Origin of the sequence: Streptomyces kanasensis (assembly GCF_043077165.1) — a bacterium.
GTDB classification, from domain to species: Bacteria; Actinomycetota; Actinomycetes; order Streptomycetales; family Streptomycetaceae; genus Streptomyces; species Streptomyces changanensis.
Window position 1 is genome coordinate 480,453 of record NZ_JBIBSF010000001.1, and the last position, 17,648, is coordinate 498,100.

Consider the following 17,648-nt stretch of genomic DNA (forward strand, 5'->3'; position numbering starts at 1 on the left):
TCCGCGTCCGCGGAGAGCGGCCGCCCGGGCCCGGGGCCCGCAGGCCGCCGGGCGGCGTGCGATCACGGGCCGGAGTGGCCCAGGTACTCCAGATAGGCGTGCAGCGCCGCCGAGGCGCGGAGCCGGTGGAGGCTGCGCCGGCTCAGATCCCGCTCCCGCCGGTCCAGCTCCGCGCGGACACGGCCGGGGTCGCCCGTCGTGCGCAGCTCGTCCAGGACCGCGCGGACGGCGGCAAGCGGGTGGTGACCCCGCCGGAGCAGCGCCACGACGTGGGCGGCGCGCAGCTCTCCCCGCGAGTAGACGCGGTACCCCGTGGCCGGGTCGCGGTCCGGTCTCAGCAGGCCCCGCTCCTCCCACAGGCGCAGCACCGGAGGGCGGACACCCACGGCACCCGCGACCTGACCGATGCGCAGGCCGCGCCGGGACGGGGGCGGGGGCGGCGCCCCGTGGGCCAGGACGGTCTCCAGCGCGTCGCGTACGGCGGCCAGCTCGCCGCGCTCCAGGTCGAGACGGGCGTGGCTCTCGTCGAGGGCCGCCAGGGCGGTGTCGAGGTCGCCCTCGTGGACGGCCCGCATGACGGCGCGGGCGGTCGCCCAACCGTGGCCGGCCGCCATGTCCCGGGCGGCGGTGAGGGCCTGGGCGTGGGCGCCGGTGTAGACGCGGTAGCCGCTCTCGGTGCGGCCCACGGGCGGCAGGACGCCCGCCGCCACGTAGTTGCGGAGTTGCTGGACGGAGACGCCCGCCGTGCGGGCGAGGTCGGCGGCCCGCCAGCGCCCTTCCCGGTCCCCGCCGTGCCGTCCCGTCGCCGACATCATCCCGCTCTCACCACCAGTTGAGACTTTCCGGACTATTCACCGCACCCACCAGGCGAGGTGGCCGTGAAAGCCTCTCATAGGACATGAATGAAACAATGGAGACGGACGAGCGGCGGCCGGACGGCCGGGCTCGGTTGACCCGTGCATGGGAGGCGACACAGACGTGAAGTTCCTTCTCGAAGTCACCGTCGACGAGGGGAAGTCGGCCGAGGACAGGGCGCGCGAACTGGGCCGCGTGCTGCGGTACTGGGGCGGGAACCTGCACCACTACGCGTTGGAGCCCGGCGACGGTTCACCCGTCCACGACTCCGACTACCGGGAGGTGGGGCAGTGGCGCATCGTCGCCGGCGAAGCGGCCTGACCGCTCCCCCCGGCTGAACACCCCCTCCGCGGTCCGATCACCCCTCCTCCCGCCGCCCGACCCTCCTCCGGTCGACGCCCGCCATCATCCGATCGGTGGACCCCGGGTCGAGCGCATCGGCCGATGCCGCCCGGTCGCCCCGTGGGCGAACCTCGGACCATGCCGATGATCGAAGTACGGGACCTGCACAAGGCCTACGGGGGACGGAAGGCCGTCGACGGCGTGTCCTTCCACGTCGACGAGGGGGAGGTCTTCGGGATCCTGGGACCGAACGGGGCGGGCAAGACCACCACCGTGGAGTGCGTGGCCGGACTGCGCGCCCCCGACGCCGGGTCGGTGCGGGTGGCGGGGTTCGACCCCGCCACCCGGCACGCGGACGTCACCCGCGTGCTGGGCGTGCAGCTCCAGCAGAGCGAGCTCCAGCCCAAACTGACCGTCCGCGAGGCACTGGAGCTCTTCGCCTCCTTCTACGAGCGGCCCGCGGACTGGCGGGTCCTCGTCGAACGGCTGGGCCTCCAGGACCGCTTGCGCACCCGCTACGCCGCGCTCTCCGGCGGCCAGAAGCAGCGCCTGGCCATCGCCCTCGCCCTCGTGGGCGACCCGCGCGCGGTCGTCCTCGACGAACTGACCACCGGCCTCGACCCGCGCGCCCGGCGCGACACCTGGGCCCTCATCGAGGAGATCCGGGCCCGGGGCGTCACGGTCGTCCTCGTCACCCACGCCATGGAGGAGGCCCAGCGGCTCTGCGACCGGATCGCCCTCATCGACCGGGGGCGGGTCACCGCCCTCGACACCCCGGCGGCGCTCGTCGGCCGCACGGCCGCCTCGCGGGTGATCTCCTTCGCCGCCGACACCCCGCTCGAACCGGGCGCCCTGCGGGCCCTGCCCGGCGCCGCCCAGGTGACGACGGCGGAGGGCCGCACCGTCGTCACCGGGACGGACGCCACCGTCGACGCGTTCGTCGCCCTGCTCGCCCGCAGCGCGGTCACCGCCCGCGGACTGCGCGTGGGTGACGCCACCCTCGACGACGCCTACCTCGACCTCACGGGAGCCGACCTCTCATGACCGCCCCGAGCGCACCCAGCATCCCCACCAACCCGACGTCCCCTGCGCCACCGGCCGCCGGACCGACCGCCGCCCGCGCCGTGCTGCGCACCGAGGCCCGGCTGTTCACCCGCGAACCCGGGTCGCTGTTCTGGGTGATGGTCTCCCCCACCGTCCTCCTGGTGATCATCGGCCTCATCCCCTCCTTCGGGGAGCCCTCCCCCGAACTGGGCGGTCGCCGCGTGATCGACCTCTACGTCCCCGTCTCGGTCCTCTTCGCCCTGATCATGTCGGGACTCCAGGCCATGCCACCGGTCCTCGCCGGTTACCGCGAACGCGGCATCCTGCGGAGGATGTCCGCCACGCCGGTCCGACCCGCGGCCCTGCTCACCGCCCAGCTGGCCCTGCACGCGGCGGCCGCCCTGGTCTCCGCGCTCCTGGTGCTCGTCGTCGGGCGGCTCGCCTTCGGCGTACCGCTGCCGAGCAACGCCCCCGGGTACGCCCTCGCCCTGCTCCTCGCCACCGCCGGGGGGCTCGCGCTCGGCGCCGCGGTCTGCGCCGTCTCCCGCACCCAGAAGATCGCCACCGCGGTCGGCTCGGCCGTCTTCTTCCCGACGATGTTCACCGCCGGCGTCTGGGTGCCGGTCCAGGCCATGCCCGATACGCTGCGCGAGGTCGTCCGGTTCAGTCCGTTCGGCGCCGCCTCCGACGCGCTCGACGCGGCGGCGGGCGGCGCGTGGCCCGGGTGGCTGTCCCTCGGGGTGGTGCTGCTCTGGACGGTCGTGCTGGCGGCCGCTGCGGTCCGCTGGTTCCGCTGGGAGTGACGGCGCGCCGCGCGCCACGGGGGTGGGGCATGGCGACGACGGTCGAGGAGCACTGGCGGCGGTTCTTCCACTGGGGCCCGTACCTGCTCCTGCTCATCGCGGCCCTCCTGGCGGCCGCCTCGGCGGAGGAGGTCATGGACCGGTGGGAGGCGACCGCGGCCGTTCCCCTCGCCGCCGCGGCGCTGGCCCTGCAGGTCTGGTGGACCGGTCTCCAGCGGGCCGCCCGGGACGGGGCGCCGGACGGTCTCGTCCCGGGTGCCCCGGGCCCCGCCTCCGCCGTGTACTTCGTGGTGCGCACGCTCCTAGGCTTCGCCCTCACCTGGCTCAACCCCTTCTTCGCGGTCTACGCCTGCGTGGGCTACTTCGACGCGGTGCACCTCCTTCCGCCGCGACCCGCCGTGGTGCGGGCCGGGCTGCTCGGCGTCGCGGTCACCATGGCCGGGTCGCAGTCAGGCGGCCTGCCGCCGTCCTCCCCGCTCCAGTGGGCCGCCTTCGGGGCGCTGTTCGTCCTCAACGCCTGCCTCACCCTGGTCTTCTCGCACCTGTCCGAGAAGGAGGCCGAGCGGGCCGCGGAGCGCACCGCCACCATCACGGAACTGGCCGAGGCGAACGCCCGCCTCGAACAGGCCCTCGCCGAGAACGCCGCGCTGCACGCGCAACTCCTGGTGCAGGCCCGGGAGGCGGGCGTCGCCGACGAGCGGCGCCGGCTCGCCGCCGAGATCCACGACACCATCGCCCAGGGACTCACCGGGATCATCACGCAGCTCCAGGCGGCCACGGCCGGCACCGACCCGGAGCGGACCCGCACCCACCTGTCGCGCGCCGCCGACCTCGCCCGGCACAGCCTCGGCGAGGCGCGCCGCTCCGTGCAGGACCTCGGGCCTGTCGCGCTGGAGCACGACGCGCTGCCGGAGGCCATGCGGAAGACCGTCGCCGACTGGTCGGCGCGTACCGGCGTCGCGGCGGTGTTCACGGTCACCGGCACCGAGGAGCCCCTCCACGACGAGGTCGCCGCCACGCTGCTGCGGATCGCCCAGGAGGCCCTCGCCAACGCCGAGCGGCACTCCGGCGCCACCCGGGCCGGCGTCACCCTGTCGTACATGGGCGACGAGGTCACCCTCGACGTCCGCGACGACGGGATCGGTTTCGATCCCGCCGCCCGGCCCGCCCGGTACCTCCACCCCGCCGGTGCCCGTGCCGGCGGCGACAGCGGCGCGGGCGGGACCCCCGGGCCGGGCGGGGGCCCGGGGGGCGGCGGTTCCGGCCACGGCGGGGGGTTCGGGCTCGACGGCATGCGGGCCCGCGCGGCGCGTCTGGCCGGCCGGGTCACGGTGGAGTCGGCACCCGGCGAGGGCACGGCGATCTCCGCCCGCGTACCGTTGGTCCGCCATGACTGAGATCACCCTGCTGATCGTCGACGACCATCCCGTCGTACGGGACGGCCTGCGCGGCATGTTCGCCGCGGATCCGGGCTTCGCCGTGCTCGGCGAGGCGTCCGGCGGGGTCGAGGCCGTCGGCCTCGCCGTGCGCCTCGACCCCGACGTCGTCCTGATGGACCTGCGGATGCCCGGGGGCGGCGGCGTCGACGCCATCGCCGAGCTGGCGCGGCGCGGCGCCCGTTCCCGGGTCCTCGTGCTCACGACGTACGACACCGACACGGACACCCTGCCCGCGATCGAGGCGGGGGCGACGGGTTACCTGCTCAAGGACGCGCCCCGCGAGGAGCTGTTCGCCGCCGTGCGGGCCGCGGCGGCCGGCCGCACGGTGCTGTCACCGGCCGTCGCCTCCCGACTCGTCAGCGCCGTGCGCTCGCCGGCCCCGCCCGCCGACGGGGCCCTGTCGGCACGGGAACGGGAGATCCTCTCCCTCGTCGCGCGCGGCACGTCCAACCGCGCCATAGCGGCCGAGCTCTTCATCAGCGAGGCCACGGTCAAGACGCACCTCACCCACATCTACGGCAAGCTGGGCGTCCGGGACCGGGCCGCGGCGGTCGCGACCGGCTACGACCAGGGCATCCTCGGCGGCACCCGCACGTCCGACTGACCGCCTCCCCGCACTGCCGGACCGACGCGCCGCCGACTTCCGGCCGACCGAACCCGCCTCCCCCGGCCTCCCGGCCGGACCGACGCGCCGCCGCGCCGGACCGACGCACCGCCGGCCGGACCGACGCGCCGCCCCGCGCGCCCCGCCGGGCCGACCCGCTCCGCGCGGCCCACCCCGGGACCGGCCGGGCCGGCCGCGCCGGGCCCCGCCGCGCCCGGGGTGGGTTCAGACCGTCGCCGCGGCGGCGTCGCAGCCGGGGTGGCCCCAGCGCGTGCCGAGCTTCGCGATCGACTCCCCGGCGGCGTACGGCTTCCCGCAGGGACAGGTGCCGCGGAACTTCGCCTTGATGGTCCGCGCCCTGGACGCCGTAGCGCCCCCGGTCCCGGCCCCCGCCCCGCCGGCCCGGCGCGCGCCGGCGGGCTTGCGGCCGGCGGGCGCGCTGCGCTGCGGCGCCGGTACGGGCATGTCGACCGCGCCGAACGCGGTGCCCGCCGCCTGCTGACCGACGGCGGCGTCGCTCGCGGCCTGGTCGGCGATGGCGTTGAGCAGATCTCCGTCCTCGCGGTGGGCGGGGACGTAGCGGAACTCGACGTCCCGCTCGGCGAGGAGCGCGTCGATGCGCTGCACCAGCTCCTGGTTGGCGACGGGCTTGCCGGCCGCCGTCCGCCAGCCGTTGCGCTTCCAGTTGGGCAGCCACTGCGTGACGGCCTTCATGGCGTACTGCGAGTCCATGCGCACCTGGAGCGCGGTCCCGGGGGCCACGGCCTCCAGGAGGCGCTCCAGGGCGGTCAGCTCCCCCACGTTGTTCGTGGCGCGGCCGAGGGGTCCGGCCTCCCAGCGTTGGGGGCGGCCCTCGGTGTCGGCGATGACCCACGCCCAGGCGGCGGGGCCCGGATTCCCCTTGGCCGCCCCGTCGCAGGCGGCGATGATGCGATCAGACATCCCTCGATCATGCCCTACCCGCGGAGGCGGTCCCGACCGCCGGAGGGCCGGGCGGACCGCCCGGCCCCACCACCCCGGCCCACCTGCCGGGACCTCCATGACCGACATCGCCGACAGGACCGCCCTACGATGGTCCGGGGGGCGCGGCCGCCGCCGGTGGCCGCCGACACCGAGCGAGAGGCGGAGTCCGGTGAGCGCCACCCCCATCCCCCAGGACCACCCCCGCGTCACCCCCTACCTCGCCGTCGACGGGGCTGCGGCGGCGATCGACTTCTACCGCACGGTGCTCGGCGCCGAGGAGCGCATGCGGATGACCGGACCGGACGGCCGGGTCGGCCACGCGGAGCTGGTGCTCGGTGACTCCGTGATCATGCTCGCGGACGAGTTCCCGGAGATGGGGTTCCTCGCCCCGGGCACGGTGGGCGGCACGCCCGTGCTCCTGCACGTGTACGTCGAGGAGGTCGACGCCGTCTTCGCCGAGGCCCTCGCCCGGGGCGCGACGGAACTGCGCGCTCCCAAGGACGAGTTCTACGGGGACCGGAGCGGGCAGTTCGAGGACCCGTTCGGCCACCGCTGGAGCGTGGCCACGCACGTGGAGGACGTCCCGGCGGACGAGTTGGAGCGGCGCGCCGCGCGGGCCGCGGGCTCCGCGGGGGACGGCGCCTGAGACGAGCGGTCGGGGACGGGCGGGCGCACGCGGCGCCCGTCGGCGGCGGCGGTGCCGGCGCCCGTGACGCGGCGGGCGGCCGCCCGCCGCCTGAGTGATAGCGGGGGCGCCGGGTTGCTTCCGGCACGCCACGTGGGATCTGACCGGTGGGGCTTCGTCACCGACGTCGATCGAACAGCCACGGGCTACGGAGAGGACCGATCATGGGACACGGCGGGAACGTCATCCAGGAGCTGACCGCTGACCACCGCGAGGTGGACGAGCTCTTCGCCCGCATCCAGGCCATGCCGCCGGGCGACCCGGGGCGGCGCGAGCTGGCCGACGAGCTGACCAGGGAACTGGTCCGCCACGCCGTCGCGGAGGAGGAGCACCTGTACCCGACGGTGCGCCGCTACGTGGACGACGGCGACGACCTCGCCGACAAGGAGATCGCCGACCACGGCCGGATCGAGCGCCTGCTCAAGGACCTGGAGGACTGCCGGCCCGACGACGACCGCTTCGACGCCCTCGTCGACGAGCTGAAGGCGTCGGTCACCGCGCACGTGGCCGACGAGGAGAACCACCTGTTCCCCCTCCTGGCGGAGTCCTGCTCCGGGGAGGCGCTCGACGTGCTGGGCGCGCGGGTCCGGGCCGCCAAGGAGAGCGCCCCGACGCGGCCCCACCCGGCCGCGCCGGACACACCGCCCGCCAACCGGCTCCTCGCGCCCGGCATGGGGATGGTCGACCGCGTGCGCGACGCCCTCAGCGGCCGCGGCCACCAGCGGCAGGGCTGAACCGGCGGACGGGTGGCGTGACGGGCGTCACCCGGCCCGGAGCAGTTTCCGTTTCCGACAAACCGGGCAACCGTGGCACATGTTTCTTGATCGAGAACACCTGGTCGACCGCACGGCGCCGCTGCTGACGGCCGGCTACGCCTGGCTCCCCGACCGGATGCGCGCCGCGCCGGACGACGTGGTCCGCACGCGGCTCATGGGACGCCCCGCGCTCGCCGTGCGGGGCCCCGAGGCGGTCCGCTTCTTCTACGACGAACGTCACGTGCGGCGCGAGGGCGCGCTCCCGGGCCCGGTGCTCTCGACGCTCTTCGGGCACGGGGCGGTCCACACGCTGGACGGGGAGGCCCACCGCGTCCGCAAGGCGATGTTCCTGGCGCTGCTCACGCCTCCCGCGCAGGTCGCGGACCTGGTGGAGCGGACCACCGCCGCCTGGGACGACGCCGTCGGGAGCTGGCGCGGCCGGCCGGAGGGTGTGGTGTTGTTCGACGAGGCCGCCCGTGTGCTGACCGTCGGCGTCTGCGGCTGGGCCGGCGTGCCGCTCGGCTCGCGCGACCCGGCGGCAGTCGCCCGCGACCTGGTCTCCCTGGTCGACGGCTTCGCGACCATGGGGCCGCGGCACTGGCGCGCCCGCGCCGCGCGCCGGCGGTGCGAGGCGTGGATCGCCGGGCTCGTGGACGACGTGCGCGGGGGCCGGACGGAGGTGCCCGAGGGCAGCGCCGTCGACGTGGTGGCGCGCCACGTCGACGCGGACGGGCGGCCCCTGGACGCGCGGACCGCCGCCGTCGAGGTGCTCAACATGCTCCGGCCGACCGTGGCCGTCGCCTGGTTCGTCACCTTCGCCGCCCACGCACTGCACCGCCGGCCCTCCCACCGGGCGTGGCTGCGGGACGGCGACGCCGCCCGCACCGCCGCGTTCGCCCACGAGGTGCGCCGCTTCTACCCGTTCGCGCCGTTCACCGGCGGCCGGGCGGCCACCGACCTGACGTGGCGGGGCCGGCACGTGCCGGCGGGCGGCCTCGTGGTGCTCGACCTGTACGGGCAGGACCACGACGACGCGCTCTGGACGGACCCGTACGCCTTCCGCCCCGAGCGGTTCCTGGAGCAGCCCGTCGAGCGGGACGAGCTGGTGCCGCAGGGCGGCGGCGACCCGTCGAGCGGCCACCGCTGCCCCGGCGAGGCCTTCACGATCGCGCTGCTCGAAGCGTTCGCCGTCCGCCTTGCCCGGCTGGAGTACACCGTCCCGGAGCAGGACCTGCGGATCCCGCTGCGTCGCGTCCCGACCCGCCCGCGCAGCGGCTTTCGCATGGTCGTGCCCCCGGCGGCCGCCGGATGAGGCGCCTGCCCTGACGCGGCCGCCGGGCACACACCGGGCCGCTGCGCTCAGGCGGCCCACCATCGGGGGGCCGATGGGCCGGGGCTGAGGAGCTGTGAGGCGCTGCTGCTCGCCTGGGGCACCGGTCGGCGGCGAGTGGCTCCGTCGGCACCCGCCGCCGAGCGCGCCGACGGCGCTCGGCGGCCGTGCTGCCGGGCGCCGCGACAGTGGATCACACGGGGCGGGCGTGACCGGTGCCCGAGAACCGTCCGCCCAGCGGGTCCGTGCGGGACGCGGGCACCAGGTCCCACCACCAGGAGATGGACGCGATGTCCAGCGGCTCGGTGCTGTCGTCGGTCGGGCGGTCGGTGAACGCCTGGGGAAGGTCGGCGGGGTCGTCCGGCGTGGTGTAGCGCAGGGAGGTGATGCTCCAGTCCTGGGTGGCCCGGATGAAGGCGGCGAGGCTGCGCAGGTACTGCCGCATCTGCGGGCTCCCTTGGTCCTCCAGTTTCGCGCGCAGGCTCAGGAACAAGCACATCACACGGTCCCGTTGGGCGACGGCCGTGGTCAGGGCCGCCTCGGGGCCGAGGTCGTACTCGTGCATCAGTACGCGCACGCTGTTCAGGTAGTAGCCCGTCCCGCGGCTCTCCTTGTGGTGCGAGTAGATGTCGTTGTCCCACGTCGTGATGAACGAGGTCATCTCGGCAGCGGCCCGCAGCGCCGGGCTGTCCCGCTCATGGGGCTGGAGCTCGTACCCGTACCCCATCTCCAGGAACGGCTGCACGACGGAGGTCGCGCCGTCGTAGAGGCGCATCAGCGTGTAGTCGTTCAGGGTGGGCACCCGGTTCGCGGCGCGCTGCTCGGCCTCCCAGACCACGGCGAAGAAGTATTCGCGCAGCGTGTCCACCCATCGCCCGACCTGCAGGGCCGTCCCCCAGCGGGACACCCGCAGCGTCAGGTCGCGCAGCCCCTCGGCCAGCGGGTCGCCGGCGAGCATCGGTGTCTGCGGATTCTGGGCCACGCGCAGCAGGCGGTGCAGCACCGCGGCCAACTCGTAGGGCTTGTCGGCCAGGTGGCCTTCCTCGCAGTAGCCGTCGTCCACGGCGAACAGCCAGATGACGAAGTCGGAGAGGACGGCGACGACCTCCTCCTGGCCCTCGGGGAGGATCCGCGCGGCGAAGGCGCCGATGTCCTGGGTGGCGAGCCTGCTCCGCCACTGCGGTGACCCGAGGTCGAACTGATCGGCCCAGGCCGCCGTCTGCTTGTCTATGGCGGCGTGGCTCGGGTGGATCGCGGACGGGATGGGTGCGTACGTCGGCGGAATCACCAGGGGTGAGGGCACCCTGGTCCCCTTTCAGCTCGTTGGTACGCGGACGCAGCTGCACACACGGACCATGGCCAGAGTCTTACGTTGAGTAATTGACTAGGCGCATCGTACTGATGGGAGGTCAGCTCTCCAAGACCGGCCGCGGCGGGGTTCCCCGAGTGATCGGACGAGTGCCCGTCCGGCGGGAACGGTGGGGTGGGTGCCGGCCACAGCCCGCTGTCCCCGTCCGCCCACCCGCGCGGGTGCCGCCCCCGCGGCGATCGGCGCGGAGGGGCACCCGGTGACCGCTGCCGCAGCGCCGCGGGCGGGCGCGGCCGCCGTACGCGACCGGGCCCGAACCACACACGCGGTTCGGGCCCGGCGCCGTTTCACCGTCGCCCGAGGAACCGCTGCCACCACGACCGGCGCGCCGGAGCCGCGGCGGCAGGCTCCGCAGCCGGCGAGGCGACCGCGGGCAGCGGCTGCGCCTGCGTGGGTGACTCCTGGGCCGCGGGCCTGCCGCGCCGGGGGGCGAACCGCACCGGCACACTGTTCAGTCGGGTGGAGACCAGGGAGGTGCTGAAGTCGAGTTCCGACTCGGCCACGGCCAGGTCGAGGTCGGGAAGCCGCGTCAGCAGGGTGTCGATGGCGGTCTCGGAGATGGCACGGCCGATGTCCTGGCCGGGGCACTCGTGCGGCCCGGCGCTGAACGCCAGGTGGGACCGGTTGCCGGGCGCCGGGAGATGCAGGTCCGGCCGGATCTTCGGATCGGCGTTGCCGGCCGCCAGGCCCAGCAGCACCATGTCCCCGGCACGCACCAGCTGACCACCGAGCTCGATGTCGCGCCGCGCGAACCGGAACGCGCCGACCGACAGGGGCGGGGCGTCCCACATGACCTGCTCGAGCGCGTCGGGCAGGGTGAGGGACCCGCCCGACAGGCTCGCGCGGAAGCGCCGGTCGGTCAGCACCATCAGCAGCGCGTTCGCCATCAGGTTGGTCGTGTTCTCGTGCGCGGCCACGATGGCGTGCCGCAGGTGCTCCATGACCTCCTGGTCGCTCAGGTTCGACTCGTGGTCGAGGAAGTGGCTCGCGAGGTCGGGGCCGGGGTCGGCCTTCTTCCGCTCCACCAGGTCCGACATGATCGACACGAGCAGGTCGTTGCTCTGCAGCGCCGTCTCGCTGCCCTTGACCATGTCGCGCACCGCAGCACCCAGGGGCAGGGCGTCGGATTCGCGCACCCCCATGTGACGGGCCATGACCAGGGCGGACAGCTTCTCGGCGAAGTCGGTGACGAGATCGGCGCGGCCGGTGTGCGCGAACGAGTCGATCAGCTGGTTCGCGTAACGCACCACGTAGCGGCGGATGGAGTGCCGGTCGATCTTCCCCAGGCTGTCCACCACGGCCTCGCGCAGCCGTGCGTGCTCCTGTCCGTCAGCGAAGACCAGCAGCGGCTGCCAGGCGGTGAGCGGCAACAGCGGGGAGTCCGGCGGCAGCCGGACGTTCCAGTTGCGCGAGTCGCACGACCACGACGCCGGCGTGCGCATGACGTCGAGGTTCTCGCGGTGCCCGAGCACGAACCAGGCCGGTACGTCACCGGGCAGCAGTACCGGCGCCACCTGGCCGTGCTCACGGCGCATCCGCTCGTACAGGGCGTACGGTGTGGCGGCCTCCGGCCCGTACATCGGCTGCCGTGCGGCGCGCATGCCGGCGTGCGCGGGGCACTGCGGCGGCGGAGCATCGGCAGGTATCGCGGTGCCGTCTGTCGGTGTGGTCACAAGGCCCTCCGGAGGGGCGACTGCATACGGTCAACGACGCCCCGGCCCTACGACGACGCGGAATCGATCAGTCCTCAGCAGGAGGGACGTGGGCAGCATAGCCGCCGTCACCCCCACCGCACGCGCGCCCAGGGGGCGTTGACCAGGCACGGCGCTCTCGCGCGGACCGGTCGGCCCATGGTGAGATGGCGGCTGATCACCGAGAGCGCAACCCTGGTACGCGAGTGAGGAAATGCCGTGACAGATGACCGGTCGGGTTCGACTTCGCCCCCGCGGGTTCCCGGGTCGATACCCCTGCTCGGGCACGCGCTGAGCCTGTGGCGCGATCCCCTGGGCTTCGTCACCTCGCTGCGCACCCACGGCGACCTCGTCCGCGTGGACCTCGGACTGATGCCGATCTACGTGGCCACCTCGCACGACCTCGTCCACGAGATCACCGTCGCCCAGGCCCGCAGCTTCGAGAAGGGCCGCTTCTTCGACCGGCTGCGGCCGCTCGCGGGGAACGGCCTGGCCAACGCCGACGGTGAGACCCACCGCCGCCACCGGCGGATGGTCCAGCCGATGTTCTCCGCGGACCGGATCGCCGACTACTCGGCCATGATGAGCCGCCAGGCCGAGGCCATGGCCGACTCCTGGACGCCGGGCCAGGTCGTCGACATCGAGCAGGCCATGGCCGACTACTCGATCGAGACGCTGGCCGCCACCCTCTTCAGCACGGACATCGGCCTGCCGGCCGTGGAGGCCGTACGCACCAACCTGCCCGTCCTCCTGAAGACCCTGCTCATGCGGGCCGTGTCACCGAAGGCCCTCGACCGGCTCCCGATCCGCGCCAACCGGGAATTCGACGCGGCCGCCGCCCAGTTGCGGGCCGTGATCGACGACGTCGTCGCACACGCCCGGACGACCGGCCCACGCGACCGGTCCGACCTGCTCACCCTGCTCCTGGCCGCGCAGGACGCCGACAGCGGCACCGGACTGACCGACACCGAGGTCAGAGACGAACTGTCGACCATCATGTTCGCCGGCGCCGAAACCACCGCCACCGCCCTCGCCTGGGTCTTCCACGAGCTGGCGGGCCGACCCGATGTCGAGGAGCAGATCGCCGCGGAGATCCGCGACGTGGTCGGCGACCGGGCGGTCACCGTCGCGGACGTGCCGCGCCTGCCCGCCATCCGACGGGCACTCGACGAGGTCCTGCGCCTGCACGGCGTCCCCCTGCTGATGCGGCGCACCACCGCTCCGGTCCGCCTGGGCAGCCACGAACTGCCCCCCGGCACCGAGGTCGCCTTCAGCCTCTACGCCCTGCACCGCGACCCCGCCGTCTACGAGCACCCCGACCTCTTCGACCCCGACCGGTGGCTCCCCGAGCGGCGCGCGGCCATCGCGCGGCACCACTTCGTCCCCTTCGGGGCCGGCAACCGCAAGTGCATCGCCGACCAGTTCGTCTGGACCGAGGCGCCCATCGCCATCGCCACCGTCCTCCAGCGCTGGCAGCTCTCACCCGCGCCCGGCCACACCCCCAGGGAAGTGGCCTCCGCCGTGGTGCACCCCGATCGCCTCCCGATGGTCGTGCACCCTCGCGGCTGAGCGTCCGGCACGGGGAAGGCCGTCGTCGGCGCCGAGCCGGCGATCACCGGGACGAGACCCACTCTCGGCAGCGCGGCGCCGACGGGGCGCCGCGCGGCTGCCCCAGGAAGCGGGGCGTCCGGGTCCTCCGGGTCCATGGGTGTGTCCTCCGTCCTCTCGGTGGTGGTCATCCGGCGGTACGGGCGGTGGTCCCCGCGACGGTCGTGGGCGCTGTGGTGGTGGGGGCTGTGGCCGTGGGCGCTGTGGCCGTGGGCGCTGTGGCCGTGGGGGTGATGGCTCCGCCGCTGGCGGCTTCGGCGGTCGTGGCTTCGACGGCGTTCGCTTCGGGGGCGACGGCAGCCACGGGCATGACGAGGGTGGTGAAGCTGCCCTGGTCGGCGGAGCGGACGACGACCGGCCGGTCGGGGGCGGTGATCTCCAGCAGCACGTCCGGCCCGACCCCGGCGTCGAGAGCCGGGAGGAGGGCCGCCGGGTCGAAGGCCACCTCCACCGGGCCCCCGTGGCCGACGGCCGGCAGCGCGGCGCCGGTCGTCCCCCGCCACACCGGCGTCAACCGCCCGGCCCCGGCGCGGAGCGTCAGGGGCGTGCCCGGAGCGGCTCCCCCGGCGACCGCGACCGCCGCGCGCAGGGCCGCCCGATCGGTGATGACCCGGTGGGGCGCGGCGGGCAGCGCGTCCAGGACCGGGCGGTAGTCGGGGAAGGTCCCCTCGGCGGCCCGCACGGGCAGGGCCGCTCCGCCGTCGACGAGCCGTACGCCCCGCCCGTCGGTCTCCAGGGACACCTCGGGCCGGCCCAGGGCCCAGGAAGCGAGTTCCCGCGCCTGCCCCTCGTCGATCAGGACCCGGCACGGAACCCCCTCGACGCCGCGCGGACGCAGGGCGCGTACCGAGATCCGGTAGCGGTCCGTCGCCACCAGCCGCACCTCGTCGTGGTCGACCTCGACCAGGACGCAGCCCAGCACGGGGAACTCCTCGCGCCCGGACGCGGACGCCGTTGCGGGGGCGACCTGCCGTACCGCGCTGGCCAGTTCCGCCCCGCCGAGCCGCGCCACGGTCCGGGTGACGCCGCCGGGCAGCGCGCGCAGGACGTCGTCGAGGAGCGACCGGGCCGCGTCGGCCGTGTCCCGCGCCTTCCGCGCGTGCTCGCGCAGGATCGTCCGGGCCTCCTCGGGGCTTCCGTCCAGGACGACGGCGGCGTCGGTCAGCGGCATCCCCGCCTCCCTCAGCCGCCGCATCAGCAGGGCCCGTTCCCGCTGGTGGGGGGCGTAGTACCGGTAGCCGGTGACTCCGTCCACGCGGGCCGGCGGGAGGACCCCGCAGTCGTCGTAGAAGCGCAGGGCGCTCGGGGCCAGCCCGACGCGGCGCGCGAAGGCGCCGATACCCATCAGCTCGTCGCTGTCGTCCATGCCGGCGATTGTGGGCGTTCAAGCGGCTTGAAGGTCAAACCGGACCCGGGACGGTCCGGCCGCGCGGGCGAGGCGCCCCCCCGGAGCCGGCACCGGCCGCCCGCCGGGCGGGTCCGCTCCCCCGCCGCCCTGCGTCCGCCGCCGCTCCCCCGCCCGCCGCTCCCCCGCCCGCCGCCTCCCGTCCGCCGCCGCTCCCCGTGCCGGGGTTCAGTCGAGGGCCGCGAGGAGGGCGCGTTCCCGCTCGGGGCTCAGCCCGGCGCGCCGCTCGCGGTCCAGTCCCAGCTCGCGCTCCCAGCGGAGCGTGTCGGCGAGCAGCTCGGCCCGGGCCCGGTGCCGGAGCCCGGCCGCGCGGGCCGCCGCGCCGGCGCGGGCGGACCAGCCCTCCCACCCCGGCTCGACCATCCACATCGGCAGCGACTCGGCGCCCATGTACCCGGCGACGCCCTGCGCGACCAGCCATGCCGAGTCGGCGGTCACCACCGGGCCGGTGTGCCCGCCGAGGGTGCGGGACAGGTCGATCCACTCCCCGAGCGGGACGACCGGTCCGACCGCGTCGTACGTGCCCGTGGTGCGCTCCGCCGCCGCGTCGAGGAGCCAGCCGGCGAGGTCGCGCACGTCGACCACCTGCGTCGGCAGGGCGGGGTCGGCCGGTACGAGCAGCGGGCCCCGCGGGTCCCGCGCGGCGCGGGCCACCCAGTAGCCGGCCCGGTCGCTCCGGTCACCGGGGCCGCCGATCAGGCCGGCGCGCGCGACGAGCAGACGGTCGCCGACCGCCGCGCGGGCCGCCTGCTCGCAGGCGGCCTTCGCCGTGCCGTACGAGGACCGGTCGACCTCGTCGAGGTCGGTCGGGTCGAGCAGCGGCGCCGACTCGTCCGCACCCGGCTCGGCGTGCGTGGCGTACGCGCTCACGGACGAGACGTACGTCCAGTGGCGGGCCCGCTCCCCGAGCGCGTCCAGCGCCCCGCGCACCAGGCCCGGCTGCCAGGACACCTCGACGACGGCGTCCCAGGTGCGGTCCGCCAGCGGCCGGTACGCCCCGGGCGCCCGCCGGTCGGCGGCCACCAGCGTCGCGCCCGGAACGACCTCGCCGCTCTCGCCGCGGGCCAGACACGTCACGCGGTGACCGCGCTCGAGCGCCTGCCGCGACACCTCACGGCCCAGCCAGGCCGTCCCACCCAACACAAGGATCTCCATGACGCCACCCAAGCACCCCGGGTACCGGGCGCCAGGCGGTTTCGCCACCGGCGGACGGCGCCTTCCCCGGGGGCTTCAGGGCAGGAACGGGGCGAGTTCCTCGCGCAGCCCGGGCCGGTCGGCGAAGTCGTCGGGACCGGCGAACCGGTGGTCGGCGTAGTCGAAGCCCGGCGTGACGACCTCCGCCACCAGCGCGTGCGCGGCGTCGCCGGTGAGCCGGGAGCCCTTCCACACCTGCCCGGGGACGACGAGGAAGTGCCGTTCGCCGGCGCGCAGCGTGACCCTGTCCAGGGCGCCGTCCGGGGTGACGGTCACGTACTCGACGGGGCCGCCGTCGACGAGGAAGTGGAGGATGTCGCTGCGGTTGCGGTGCAGGCGCCCGAGCGGCTCGTCACGCGTGAGGAGGTAGTGGATCGCGGTCGCCGCGGGACGCGGTCCGGACGGCGTCGGCGCGGTGTGCGGGCTGGTGTAGATCCGCTGGAAGTACCCGCCCTCGGGGTGCGCCTCCAGCCCGAGGCGGTGTTTCCAGTCCGGCACGGTTCCCTCCCTCTCCTCGCCGTCCGGCCAGCCTACGACCGGGACGCCGCGCCGGGCGGGGACACTGCCGAGCCGCGTGCGGGGAACGCCACCGCCGGCGGCCGCCTCCCGACGCGCCTCGCCCCCGGTCCGGCAGCGGCGGTGGCGGCGGCGGCCAGGGGCGGCCGGGGGCGGGTCGCCTGGCACATCCGCGCCGCCGGGCAGCGTCCCGTGGGGCCCGGCAGGGGCGCCGTCGGCTTCCGTGGCCGGTGGGTGGGGGCGGCGCTACGGTGGAATTCCCCCCGTCGGACGGCTCCGTGGGAGCGAGGTCGCCATGGGCCGTACCACCCGGCCGCTCTTCGGGTCGCTCGCCGCGGCCCGGGTCACGCACGTCGCGGGGGGCGCCGTACGGGCCGCGGGGCGGGCCGTCCTCGTCGCGCGGGACGGCCTGCGACTCGCGCGGGGCGCCCGGTACGACGCCCGTGGCCTCTCCCGGCGGCGGGCGCTCCTCGCCCGGGACCTCGCCTCCGGCCGGATCGGGCGCGCCGAGTACGCGTGGCGGGAGCGGGCGCTGCTGCGTCGGCTGGAGCGGATCCGCCGCTACTGGGCGGGGGCCGGAACGGGTAGCCCGCCGGCACGGCGGACGGATGGGCGGATGAACCGGCGGATCGGGGGCAACCGGAGCGGTGAGGGGACGTCGCGCCCGCCGGACGTGGGGCGCGGCCCCGACACGTGAGCAGGAGGTGTGGGACATGACCACTGGCAAGAAGGCCGAGAACGCCGCTCAGAGCGCGAAGGGCAAGGCCAAGGAGGCCGCGGGCAGGGCCACGGGCAACGAGCGCCTGGAGGCCGAGGGGCGTGCGGACCAGGTCAAGGGCGACGCCAAGCAGGCCGGCGAGAAGCTGAAGGACACGTTCAAGCACTAGGGACGTTCCGACCCGGGCCGTGGGGGCCCGGCTGACCGTCCGGACGGGGCGGGCCCCCGGGGGGGAACAACCCCGGGCCCCCCCGACACCCGCGGGGCGGGGAGCAGCACCAAACCCCGGTGTGACCGGCCCGCCGGGCGCCGGAGTTAAAGAGGGGC

The 17,648-nt window shown here is 75.4% G+C and carries 18 protein-coding genes; 11 read left to right on the forward strand and 7 right to left on the reverse strand.

The annotated features are described in order from the left end of the window. Window positions 1-62: 62 nt before the first annotated feature. Window positions 63-815, reverse strand: coding sequence for a MerR family transcriptional regulator (locus tag ACF053_RS02080; RefSeq protein ID WP_391951999.1), 753 nt, complete (start codon window positions 813-815; stop codon window positions 63-65). Between the two features lie 163 nt (window positions 816-978). On the opposite strand from ACF053_RS02080, the gene ACF053_RS02085 reads away from it, so the two are divergent. The 5 genes from ACF053_RS02085 (at window position 979) to ACF053_RS02105 (ending at window position 5,087) form a co-directional block, all read left to right on the forward strand. Then, window positions 979-1,176, forward strand: coding sequence for a hypothetical protein (locus tag ACF053_RS02085; RefSeq protein WP_391952000.1), 198 nt, complete (start codon window positions 979-981; stop codon window positions 1,174-1,176). A gap of 159 nt (window positions 1,177-1,335) precedes the next feature. Then, window positions 1,336-2,241 carry an ABC transporter ATP-binding protein gene (locus ACF053_RS02090; protein ID WP_391952001.1) on the forward strand — a complete coding sequence of 302 codons (906 nt, stop codon included), beginning with the start codon at window positions 1,336-1,338 and terminating at the stop codon, window positions 2,239-2,241. Beyond that, a complete protein-coding gene (locus tag ACF053_RS02095) occupies window positions 2,238-3,044 on the forward strand; it encodes an ABC transporter permease (protein ID WP_391952002.1) in 807 nt (268 codons plus the stop codon). Before ACF053_RS02090 ends, ACF053_RS02095 begins: the two co-directional genes overlap by 4 nt. Before the next feature lie 29 nt (window positions 3,045-3,073). Next, a complete protein-coding gene (locus ACF053_RS02100; protein WP_391952003.1) occupies window positions 3,074-4,441 on the forward strand; it encodes a sensor histidine kinase in 1,368 nt (455 codons plus the stop codon). Further along, complete coding sequence (locus tag ACF053_RS02105) at window positions 4,434-5,087, forward strand: response regulator (RefSeq protein ID WP_391952004.1); 654 nt, start codon at window positions 4,434-4,436, stop codon at window positions 5,085-5,087. Before ACF053_RS02100 ends, ACF053_RS02105 begins: the two co-directional genes overlap by 8 nt. Before the next feature lie 225 nt (window positions 5,088-5,312). On the opposite strand, the gene ACF053_RS02110 is transcribed toward ACF053_RS02105, so the two are convergent. Beyond that, window positions 5,313-6,029 carry a ribonuclease H family protein gene (locus tag ACF053_RS02110; RefSeq protein ID WP_391952005.1) on the reverse strand — a complete coding sequence of 239 codons (717 nt, stop codon included), beginning with the start codon at window positions 6,027-6,029 and terminating at the stop codon, window positions 5,313-5,315. Between the two features lie 190 nt (window positions 6,030-6,219). Between ACF053_RS02110 and ACF053_RS02115 the strand changes: the two genes are divergently transcribed. The 3 genes from ACF053_RS02115 to ACF053_RS02125 all read left to right on the forward strand — a co-directional run bounded on the left by ACF053_RS02115 (window position 6,220) and on the right by ACF053_RS02125 (window position 8,802). Further along, window positions 6,220-6,696 carry a VOC family protein gene (locus ACF053_RS02115; protein WP_391952006.1) on the forward strand — a complete coding sequence of 159 codons (477 nt, stop codon included), beginning with the start codon at window positions 6,220-6,222 and terminating at the stop codon, window positions 6,694-6,696. 203 nt (window positions 6,697-6,899) lie between these two features. Beyond that, window positions 6,900-7,469: a hemerythrin domain-containing protein gene (locus tag ACF053_RS02120; RefSeq protein WP_391952007.1), complete on the forward strand. Its 570-nt coding sequence runs from the start codon at window positions 6,900-6,902 to the stop codon at window positions 7,467-7,469. Window positions 7,470-7,548: 79 nt separating this feature from the next. Beyond that, window positions 7,549-8,802, forward strand: coding sequence for a cytochrome P450 (locus ACF053_RS02125; protein WP_391952008.1), 1,254 nt, complete (start codon window positions 7,549-7,551; stop codon window positions 8,800-8,802). Between the two features lie 211 nt (window positions 8,803-9,013). Here ACF053_RS02125 and ACF053_RS02130 read toward each other — a convergent pair whose 3' ends face one another. Together ACF053_RS02130 and ACF053_RS02135 are read right to left on the reverse strand one after the other, a co-directional pair. Next, window positions 9,014-10,123, reverse strand: coding sequence for a selina-4(15),7(11)-diene synthase (locus tag ACF053_RS02130; protein ID WP_391952009.1), 1,110 nt, complete (start codon window positions 10,121-10,123; stop codon window positions 9,014-9,016). A 353-nt stretch (window positions 10,124-10,476) separates the two neighbouring features. Then, window positions 10,477-11,862, reverse strand: coding sequence for a cytochrome P450 (locus ACF053_RS02135; RefSeq protein WP_391952010.1), 1,386 nt, complete (start codon window positions 11,860-11,862; stop codon window positions 10,477-10,479). A gap of 237 nt (window positions 11,863-12,099) precedes the next feature. Here ACF053_RS02135 and ACF053_RS02140 point away from each other — a divergent pair, with 237 nt between their 5' ends. Next, the gene (locus ACF053_RS02140; RefSeq protein WP_391952011.1) at window positions 12,100-13,449 is read left to right on the forward strand and encodes a cytochrome P450; all 1,350 of its coding nucleotides are present in this window, start codon (window positions 12,100-12,102) and stop codon (window positions 13,447-13,449) included. 166 nt (window positions 13,450-13,615) lie between these two features. On the opposite strand, the gene ACF053_RS02145 is transcribed toward ACF053_RS02140, so the two are convergent. The 3 genes from ACF053_RS02145 to ACF053_RS02155 form a co-directional block, all read right to left on the reverse strand. After that, window positions 13,616-14,854 (reverse strand): DNA polymerase III subunit beta family protein, encoded by a 1,239-nt coding sequence (locus ACF053_RS02145; protein ID WP_391952012.1) that lies wholly within the window; start codon window positions 14,852-14,854, stop codon window positions 13,616-13,618. Window positions 14,855-15,061: 207 nt separating this feature from the next. Beyond that, window positions 15,062-16,048: an NAD-dependent epimerase/dehydratase family protein gene (locus ACF053_RS02150; RefSeq protein WP_391952013.1), complete on the reverse strand. Its 987-nt coding sequence runs from the start codon at window positions 16,046-16,048 to the stop codon at window positions 15,062-15,064. Window positions 16,049-16,123: 75 nt separating this feature from the next. Beyond that, window positions 16,124-16,585, reverse strand: a complete 462-nt coding sequence (locus ACF053_RS02155; RefSeq protein ID WP_391952014.1) for a cupin domain-containing protein — start codon at window positions 16,583-16,585, stop codon at window positions 16,124-16,126. Between the two features lie 313 nt (window positions 16,586-16,898). On the opposite strand from ACF053_RS02155, the gene ACF053_RS02160 reads away from it, so the two are divergent. Together ACF053_RS02160 and ACF053_RS02165 are read left to right on the forward strand one after the other, a co-directional pair. Beyond that, window positions 16,899-17,300, forward strand: a complete 402-nt coding sequence (locus ACF053_RS02160; protein ID WP_391952015.1) for a hypothetical protein — start codon at window positions 16,899-16,901, stop codon at window positions 17,298-17,300. 16 nt (window positions 17,301-17,316) lie between these two features. Beyond that, window positions 17,317-17,490 carry a CsbD family protein gene (locus ACF053_RS02165; RefSeq protein WP_079046800.1) on the forward strand — a complete coding sequence of 58 codons (174 nt, stop codon included), beginning with the start codon at window positions 17,317-17,319 and terminating at the stop codon, window positions 17,488-17,490. Window positions 17,491-17,648 lie beyond the last annotated feature (158 nt).